Genomic DNA, 9,259 nt, shown 5'->3' with positions numbered 1-9,259 from the left:
AGTTAAGGGGGTGGGTAGTCGTGCCCCGAATGGAATACGGCCGCCAGACGCTGGTCATGGAGAGAAGATGGGTATGAAAGCGCCGCTGCCAAGAGACCGCGTGGCTTTGGCCGGCCCGGCGGGCCGCCGGGGGGCGGCCGTGGGCGCGGCGCTGGCGGGGATGCTGGCCGGCCTGTTGCCCCTGGGCGGCTGCGCCCATCGCGATGCCGTGGATACCACGCTGGACTGGTGGCATCAGTATCAGGGCGGGGTGATCGCCCAGCAGCGGCCGCCGCCGCCGGGGGCGCATGATCCCTATCCCGCCGTGGGCCTGACCCCGACCACGCCGCCTGTGTTGCCCTCGGCCGAGCGGCGGCAGGATGTGACCGAAGCCCTGATCGAACAGCGCAATCTGGCGCACCGGATGGCGGCGGAGGTCGGGCCGCTGACGAATACGGCCGTTCCGGCACCGGCACCGGCACCGGCATCGGCGCGGCCGGCCGTGTCGGCGGTGGCCGCTGCCGCGTCTTCGGCGACGCTGGAGGCGGCGGAGGCGCCGCCGGCCGCGCCGGTCGTTGCGCCGAAGCCGGTCGGAAAGGCGTCTTCGGCCCCTGCTGACGACAGCGCTGGACCGCTGGTGGCGATGCCCGAGGTCGGGGAGGATGTCGGCGGGGTGGGGGGCAAGGCGCCGGCCGTGGCGGCGCCTCTGCCCGCGATTCCGGCCGGGCCGCCGACGGCGCCGCAATTTCCCGGCTTCGCCGTGCCGGCCGATGCCGCCGTCGCGGTGAGCCGTCCAGATTATGCGCTCTCCGACCCTGGCGGCACGCGCATTCTCTTTCCTGTCGGCAACGACCATCCTGTGGCAGGGCAGGAGAAGGAGATCGATAACGTGGCGCGCCATACTCCCGGCGGCCCGTTGTTCGTTCATGGCTATGGCGAGGCCGCGTCGACCGATTCGGCGGAACAGGCGCGGGCGATGGCGCTCGCGCTGCTGCGGGCTCGTGTGGTGGCCGATCGGCTGGTGGCCGATGGCGTGCCGGCGAAGGCGATCCATCTGCGCGCCCACCCCTTCGGCGATGGCGTGCGCCTTCGCACGGCGGAGTAGAGCGCGGCGCGGTTGCCTGCCGGGCCTGGGCGTCGCTAATATCCGCGATTGGTGGGGAACCAGCCCGCCAGTCGCGACATGCCGCCGGAAGAGCGGCGCGAAACGGCCATCCTGAACCTTGTCGGGGGCGCTGGGTCCCCGGCAGACAGTCTCAACGAGCCAACCCATGACCGAAGAATTCCATCGCATCCGCCGCCTGCCGCCCTATGTGTTCGCCGAGGTGAACAAGGCCAAGGCCGCGGCCCGAGCTATGGGCGAGGACATCATCGATCTGGGCATGGGCAATCCCGACAGCCCCACGCCGCCGCACATCGTGCAGAAACTGGTGGAGACCGTTTCCAACCCACGTGCGCATGGCTATTCGGTGAGCAAGGGCATTCCCGGACTGCGCCGGGCGCTGGCGGCTTATTACGAGCGTCGTTTCGAGGTGAAGCTGGACCCTGAGACGGAGGTGATCGCCACCCTGGGGTCGAAGGAGGGGCTGGCCAATCTGGCCGCCGCGATTACCAGCCCTGGTGACACCATTCTGGTGCCGAATCCGTCTTATCCGATCCATCAGTTCGGCTTCATCATTGCCGGGGCCTCGGTGCGCTCGATTCCCGCGACGCCGGATGAAGAGATGCTGCGGGCGCTGGACCGGGCGGTGCGCCATTCGGTGCCGAAGCCGACGGCGCTGATCGTGAACTTTCCCTCCAACCCCACGGCTTATGTCGCGGACCTGGATTTCTATCGCGAACTGGTGGCCTTTGCCCGCCGGCATGAAATCTGGGTCATGTCCGACCTGGCCTATGCCGAGATCTATTTCGGCGACAGGGTGCCGCCTTCGATCCTGCAGGTGCCGGGGGCGAAGGAGATCGCGGTGGAGTTCACCTCGCTGTCCAAGACCTATTCCATGGCCGGTTGGCGCATGGGGTTCGCGGCCGGCAATCCGCGGCTGATCAATGCGCTGACGCGGATCAAATCCTATCTGGATTATGGCGCGTTCACGCCGATTCAGGTGGCGGCGGTCGCGGCGTTGAGCGGCCCGCAGGATTGCGTGGCCGAGATGCGCACGCTGTATCGCGACCGGCGTGACGTGCTGATCCGTGGCCTGCATGCGGCGGGGTGGGATGTGCCGTCTCCCGAGGGGTCGATGTTTGCCTGGGCGCCGCTGCCGCCGGCATTCCGCGAAATGGGGAGCGTCGATTTCTCCAAGCTGCTGCTGAAGGAAGCCGGGGTGGCGGTGGCGCCGGGGCTGGGCTTCGGCGAGTATGGCGAGGGCTTCGTGCGGATCGGGCTGGTGGAGAACACGCAGCGCCTGCGTCAGGCGACGCGCGCGATCCGGCAGTTCATGGGCCGGCATGGCGTCAATCTGCCGGACCTGGCGGGGAGTGGCCGCCGGGTGGGGAAGGAGGCGGAGCAGGCGGCCGACGCGGCGTCGGTGATCTGATCCGTCTAGGCCGGCGAGCCGGCTGTTTTTTGACCCGGACGTGGCGCGGTGGGCGCTGCGTCCGGCTGTTTGCTGAATTCAGGAACGACGACAGGATATCAGGTGACCGGACGGATGATGGCTACGGGTGGTGCGGGCGGACAGGCGGACGGAACGGGGTCGGCGCCATTGCGGATCGGCATCGCGGGGCTGGGGACGGTGGGGGCCGGGCTGGTCAAGCTGCTGCGGGGCAACGCGGCGATCGTCAGCGCCCGGGCCGGGCGGCCGGTGGTGGTGACGTCCGTGGCCGCGCGCGACCGCACCCGTGACCGGGGCATCGATCTGGACGGCGTGACCTGGCATGACGATGCGGCGGCGCTGGCGCACGACCCGGACGTGGATGTGGTGGTCGAACTGATCGGCGGGGCCGAAGGGGTTGCCCGCCGGCTGGTGACTGAGGCGTTGCGGGCCGGCCGGCCGGTGGTGACGGCCAACAAGGCGCTGATCGCGGTGCATGGGGCCGAACTGGCGGCGCTGGCCGAGCAGGCGGGCGTACCGCTGATGTTCGAGGCTGCGGTGGCCGGTGGAATCCCCGCCATCAAGACCGTGCGCGAAGGGCTGGCCGCCGACCGGTTGAACCGGGTGGGTGGCATTCTGAACGGCACCTGCAACTATATCATGACCGCGATGCGCGAGAGCGGCCGGGCTTTTGCCGATGTGCTGGCCGAGGCGCAGGCGCTGGGTTATGCCGAGGCCGATCCCTCGACCGACGTGGACGGCATCGACGCGGCGCACAAGCTGGCGATTCTGGCCGGGCTGGCGTTCGGGCGGCCGGTGGCGTTCTCCTCGGTCCATGTCGAGGGGATTCGCGGCATCGATGCGCTGGACCTGACCTTCGCCCAGGCGCTGGGCTATCGCATCAAGCTGCTGGGGCTGGCCCGTCGGCGCGAGGATGGGGTGGAGGCGCGCGTGCATCCCTGCCTGGTGCCGGAGAAGATGCCGATCGCTCAGGTGGATGGCGTGTTCAATGCCGTGCTGGTGGAGGGGGCGTTCGTCGGTCGGCTGATGCTGGAGGGGCGTGGCGCGGGCGAGGGGCCGACGGCTACCGCCGTGGCCGCTGATCTGATCGACATTGCGCGTGGCAATGCGGTGCCGGTCTGGGGCCGCAGCACCGATGGGCTGACGCAGGTGGAGGCGCTGCCGCGCACGGCCTTCCACGAGGAATATTATCTGCGTCTGCAGGTGCAGGACCGGCCCGGCGTGATCGCCGATGTGACGGCCGTTCTGCGCGATCATGGCGTGTCTTTGCGCAGCATGCTGCAACATGGGCGCGCCGCCGACGATATTGGTGGAGCGGACGAACCGTCCGTGCCGCTGGTGCTGGTCACACATCGGACACAGGAATCCGCCATGATGGCGGCATTGGCACGGATCGGGGCGTTGCCGGCCGTGATCGGCGAGCCGGCGATGATCCGTATCGAGGCCGGCTGACCACGCCTGCGGACCCGCTCATCAGGCCGGCGGTGAGAACCGGCCCAGACAGTCAAGGAACAGAGTGATGACGTCCAGACCCACTACCGCCTATCAGGTTACCGACCGCAATCTTGCCCTGGAACTGGTCCGTGTGACCGAGGCGGCGGCGATGGCGGCATCGCACTGGACCGGTCGCGGCCAGAAGAACGATGCCGATGGTGCCGCCGTGGAGGCGATGCGCTTGGCGTTCGATACCGTGGCGATCGACGGCACGGTGGTGATCGGCGAGGGCGAGATGGACGAGGCGCCGATGCTGTTCATCGGTGAAAAGGTAGGTGCCGGCGGCCCGGCAATGGATATCGCCGTGGACCCGCTGGAAGGCACCAACCTGTGTGCCAAGAACATGCCCAATGCCCTGACGGTGGTGGCGCTGGCCGAGGCTGGCAATTTCCTGCATGCGCCCGACGTGTATATGGACAAGATCGTGGTCGGGCCGGATCTGCCGGAAGGCGTGGTGGACCTGGATGCCAGCATTGGTGCCAATCTGCGTGAGCTGGCGCGGGCCAAGCGCAAGGATATCACCGAACTGACGTTGTGCGCGCTGGAGCGCGAGCGCCATGAGGAACTCATTGCCAAGACCCGCGAGGCCGGGGCGCGGGTGATGCTGTTGAGCGACGGCGACGTGGCTGCCGCCATCGCCGCCTGTCTGCCGGATGGCCAAGTGGATATCTATGCGGGTTCGGGGGGGGCGCCGGAGGGCGTGCTGGCTGCCGCTGCCGTGCGTTGCGTGCGTGGCCAGATGCAGGGCCGGCTGCTGTTCGAGGATGATGAGCAGATCCGTCGTGCGCGGGAGATGGATCCGGGTAAGGACCCGTCGCGCAAGTTGAGCCTGTTCGACATGGCCAAGGGGGATGTTCTGTTCTCGGCCACCGGCGTGACGACCGGTCCGCTGCTGCGTGGCATCCGTCGCGATGGCCGCCGTGCGGTTACCCATTCGATCGTCATGCGTTCGAAGTCCGGCACGGTGCGTTTTGTCGAGGGGCATCACGATTTCAGCACCAAGACCTGGCCGGCCTACTGACGGCCGATGTCGCTTTTGACCATAGCGGACGGGACCCTGATGGACGCGGCACCTTCAGATCCGGCTGAGGGGGCGGTCGTGCTGGGGGTGCGGTCCAGCCTTGGCGGCCGGCGTTGGCTCTGGCGGGATTCCCGTCTGGCCGATGCCGGCGGGCGGATCGGGCTGATGATCGCGCAACAGGCAGGGGTGTCCGAATTGGTCGGGCAGATGCTGGCGGCGCGCGGGCTGGATGGGAACACCGCCGCGACCTTCCTGGACCCGACCCTGCGGGCGCTGATGCCTGATCCTTCCGCGTTGCAGGACATGGACGTAGCGGCTGATCGGCTGGCCGAGGCGGTGCGTCAGGGCGAGACGGTGGCCGTGTTCGGCGATTATGACGTGGATGGGGCCTGTGCCGCCGCGCTGGTGACCGGGTTGCTCCGCCAGTTGGGCTGCCCGGTGATGACCCATGTGCCGGACCGGATGACCGAGGGCTATGGCCCCAATGCCCCGGCGCTGGAGGCGCTGGTGGCGCGGGGGGCGACGCTGGTGGTCTGTGTCGATTGCGGCACGGCGGCGGGCGATGTGCTGGCGACGCTGGCTGGGCGGGCTGATATCGTGGTGCTGGATCACCACAAGGCCGAGGGGCCTCCGCCCTCGGTGCTGGCGACCGTCAATCCCAACCGTCCGGACTGTGTGTCTGGCCAGCGCGGGCTGTGTGCGGCGGGCGTGGCGTTTCTGACGGCGGTGGCGACGATACGGGCGTTGCGGCGGGCTGGATGGTTTGCCGGACGGCCGGAGCCGGACCTGATGGCGTTTCTCGATATCGTGGCGCTGGCGACGGTGTGCGACGTGATGCCGCTGACCGGGCTGAACCGCGCGCTGGTGACGCAGGGACTGAAGATTCTGGCGCGGCGGCGGCGGCTTGGGCTGGATGCGCTGATGGAGGTGGCGGGCGCGCGCGATCCGCTCTCGTCCTTTACCTGCGGTTTTGCGCTGGGGCCGCGCATCAATGCCGGCGGGCGGATTGCCGAATCCGGGTTGGGGCTGGAACTGCTGTTGTGTGATGACGCGGCCGAGGCCCGGCGTCTGGCCGAGCGGCTGGATGCGGTGAACCGGCGTCGACAGACGGTGGAGAGCACGATCCTGGACCGGGCGATGGAAGAGGCTGCCGCCCAGCGCGCGGCCGGGCATGCGGTGCTGGTATTGTCGGGGCGGGACTGGCACCCTGGCGTGGTGGGCATTGTTGCCGGGCGGATCAAGGAGCGGTTCAATCGCCCGGTGCTGGTGGGCGCGGAACTGGAGGACGGCACCGTCAAGGGATCGGGCCGGTCGGTTGCCGATATCGATCTGGGAGCGGCCATCATCGCGGCGCGACAGATGGGGCTGCTGACGACGGGGGGCGGCCATGCCATGGCTGCCGGGTTCTCGCTGCCGGGCGATGGTGTGTCGGCGCTGCATGATTTCCTGAACGAGCGGTTGCGCGAAGCGGCGGCTTTGCCGGATGCGGTCGATGTGCTGATCGAGGGCGTGGTGCATGTGGCCGGGGCGACGGTGGCTCTGGCGACCGATATCGGCCGGATGGCGCCCTTTGGGGCGGGCAATGACGAGCCGGTGCTGGCCATTCCGCGCGTGCGGGTGGTGAGGGCCGATCGGATCGGCCGCGAGGGCGGCACGTTGCGGGTGCTGGTGGAAGGCGAGGGTGGCGGGCCGCGGCTGAAGGCGTTGCTGTTCCGTGCCGATGACCATCCTGCCGCTGCGATGCTGGAAGACCGCAATGCCCCGCCGCTGCATCTGGCAGGCTGGCTGCGCGCGGAGAACTGGAATGGTCGCACCGACGCCAGTTTCTTCATCCGCGACGCGGCCGTGGCGACCTGAGGGGTCGCTTTCGCAAAGAAAATGTCATCATCTGCCATGGGGGGCTTGACCGCCCCGCATCATCGGGATACGAACCCGGCCAAGCCAGATGTCCCATTCGTCTAGAGGCCTAGGACGCCGCCCTCTCACGGCGGCAACAGGGGTTCGAATCCCCTATGGGACGCCATTGATTTCCAACGGTTTTCTGGAAATTCCCTCCTCGAAAATATGGGTTTTTGCACCATTTCCGCACCATTGCGAGGAATGTGCTACCCTTCTCCCATGGAGAGCGAAGCGGGCATTCCGGAAGGTGCGGCGGTGAGCGGGCGGCTCGACCCGGCTACGGGCAAGCCTCTGCCGCGCGGTGTCACCTATCGCGGCCCAAAGCAGTATATGACCCGCAAGGTGGTCGACGGCCGCCGTGTGCAGCGAACGTTCTCCACCGCGCCCCAGGCTCGGAAGTGGCTCACCGAAACGGCCGCCAGGGCTGAACTGGGCCAGTTCACGGATACCCGCCCACTCGACAGGATGACCGTCGGTCATCTCGTGGAACGCTATCGCGACGATTGCATGGCCCATCGGGAACGTGACCGCACCGGGCACCTGCCGGCCATCCATCGGGATGAGGCGATCGCCGGGGTCCGCCTTTCGAAATTTTCTCCAGCCGACGTGCGCGGTTTCCGGGACCGGATGATAGCGGAAGGATACGCTCCGGCCACGGTGGTCAAGCGCCTGAACCTGCTGGCCTCCGTGATCCAGCACGCGATTTCGGAGTGGGATGTCGCGATCGTCAACCACGCGTCGGGACGGGTGGTCAAACGGCCTGAGGGCGCGGACAAGAAGCGCAACCGGCGCCTCCGGGAAAGCGAGAGCGGCACGGAAGCGGGAGAATACGACCGCCTGTTGCGCGCGATTGGCGAGTCCCCTCATTCCGACGATGTCTGGCTTGTCCGCTGGTCCATCGAGCAGGGCACACGACGCAGCGAGGCGATCGGCCTGAGATGGGGCGATATCGACCTTGATCGCCGCACCCTGCGCCTGGGCGGCGAGACCGGCAGGACGAAGACGCACAGGCATCAGGAGGAACATGGACCTGAGATCCGGCCCCTGACGCCCGGCGGCCGCCGTCTCCTGCGGGAGAAGCTGGCGACGCTTCCGCGACCGCCCAAAGCGGGGCAGGCCGTGTTCGATGTCGGAACCGAGGATGCCTTCAGCATGCGCTATCGCCGACTGGTCCATCATGCGGGACTGAAGAACCTCACCTTCCACGATCTGCGTCATGAAGCGACCAGCCGGCTTGCGAAACTGCTGCCCAATCCGCTGGATCTCAAGCGGGTGACGGGTCATCGCGACCTGAAATCGCTGGATCGCTACTACCAGCCCATTCCGGAGGATATCAGTCGCCAGATCGAAGAGGCCGAGCGCGTGCAGGGTCTGCTCACGTCCGGGAGTGCTGACGAAAACGACGGATAACCGGGACAGGTCTGGAGCCGCCTGACGCGGCTTCTTTCCTTGTCATGTCTGACAACTCATGCCAGACATGTATGATCCCCGGAGGGGATTTTTATTGACGCTTCCGGAACCTCGACCAGATGACGGACTTGCCTGTCAGACCCAAAGTCCTTCGCTACGCAGCGGCGGCGGCTTATCTCGGGATCAGCCATGGTCGCTTGCGCAATCTGGTCAGTATGGGGATCGGTCCGGATTCCGTTACGTACGGCAAGCGCGACCGGAGCTTCCCGATCGCGGCGCTCGATGCGTTCATTGAACAGCGTATGGTCAGGCCCCGGCCTGCGCGTGTCGAGCCTGTAAAGACAAAACGCAGGCCCGGCCGTCCGCGCAAGGCAGAGTCTGAGAAGCACAAGTATCTGACCCACTGGGTTGCCATCGCGATTGCCCTCTACATCGCCTATCTTTTCTGGATATACGGGATCTTCGATGTTGCGACCGGATCGACGCTCCCGAGCTGAACGAGCAGCACATTCAGAACACCGTTCGCGTCCCCGACCCTGGCAACGACTCATGACCGGGTCGCCCCACGATCGCTCGACTGGGGCGCGATAATGCGGCACGATCTGGACGATGACAGTGACCGTGAATTCGAGCGCGTCACGCGGTTCCTCACCCAGACTGGAGAGAGGCTGGCGGAACGCGCTGCGATGCGTCGATGGCATTTCTCGCGGGCTTTCCGTTGCTCGGTTGACATAAACCCGTCAGGGGTTGTCACGCGGCTTCGGCTGGAACCGGCGCGCGAGCGTGTCGCGGATTCCTCGTCGCCTATCGAACGAACCGCCCATGCCGCGGGTGCCCACAATCTCATGCGGAAGAACGAACCCGCTACGCGGGATTGGTGTGATGTGCAGGTGTGTCACCACGG

The 9,259-nt window shown here is 67.2% G+C and carries 7 protein-coding genes and 1 tRNA gene; all 8 read left to right on the top strand.

All coding sequences use genetic code 11. The features are described from left to right. The first annotated feature begins 100 nt into the window (after positions 1-100). The 8 genes from ABF821_RS17860 (at position 101) to ABF821_RS17825 (ending at position 8,852) form a co-directional block, all read left to right on the top strand. A complete protein-coding gene (locus ABF821_RS17860) occupies positions 101-1,084 on the top strand; it encodes a hypothetical protein (RefSeq protein WP_415531036.1) in 984 nt (327 codons plus the stop codon). A 166-nt stretch (positions 1,085-1,250) separates the two neighbouring features. Further along, positions 1,251-2,513, top strand: a complete 1,263-nt coding sequence (locus ABF821_RS17855) for an LL-diaminopimelate aminotransferase (RefSeq protein WP_415531035.1) — start codon at positions 1,251-1,253, stop codon at positions 2,511-2,513. Positions 2,514-2,630: 117 nt separating this feature from the next. Next, positions 2,631-3,983, top strand: a complete 1,353-nt coding sequence (locus ABF821_RS17850) for a homoserine dehydrogenase (RefSeq protein WP_415531037.1) — start codon at positions 2,631-2,633, stop codon at positions 3,981-3,983. A 67-nt stretch (positions 3,984-4,050) separates the two neighbouring features. Then, positions 4,051-5,046 (top strand): class II fructose-bisphosphatase, encoded by a 996-nt coding sequence (glpX, locus tag ABF821_RS17845; RefSeq protein WP_114729634.1) that lies wholly within the window; start codon positions 4,051-4,053, stop codon positions 5,044-5,046. 39 nt (positions 5,047-5,085) lie between these two features. Then, positions 5,086-6,903 carry a single-stranded-DNA-specific exonuclease RecJ gene (recJ, locus tag ABF821_RS17840; protein ID WP_415531034.1) on the top strand — a complete coding sequence of 606 codons (1,818 nt, stop codon included), beginning with the start codon at positions 5,086-5,088 and terminating at the stop codon, positions 6,901-6,903. Positions 6,904-6,993: 90 nt separating this feature from the next. Further along, positions 6,994-7,069, top strand: a tRNA-Glu gene (locus ABF821_RS17835). Positions 7,070-7,164: 95 nt separating this feature from the next. Further along, positions 7,165-8,355, top strand: coding sequence for a tyrosine-type recombinase/integrase (locus ABF821_RS17830; RefSeq protein WP_415531033.1), 1,191 nt, complete (start codon positions 7,165-7,167; stop codon positions 8,353-8,355). A gap of 119 nt (positions 8,356-8,474) precedes the next feature. Beyond that, a complete protein-coding gene (locus tag ABF821_RS17825; protein WP_415531032.1) occupies positions 8,475-8,852 on the top strand; it encodes a DNA-binding protein in 378 nt (125 codons plus the stop codon). Positions 8,853-9,259: the final 407 nt, after the last annotated feature.

The organism is Gluconacetobacter sp., assembly GCF_047721585.1.
Taxonomy (GTDB): Bacteria; Pseudomonadota; Alphaproteobacteria; order Acetobacterales; family Acetobacteraceae; genus Gluconacetobacter; species Gluconacetobacter dulcium.
Note: the sequence above shows the minus strand (reverse complement) of the source record. Positions and strands in the feature narration are given on the sequence as shown.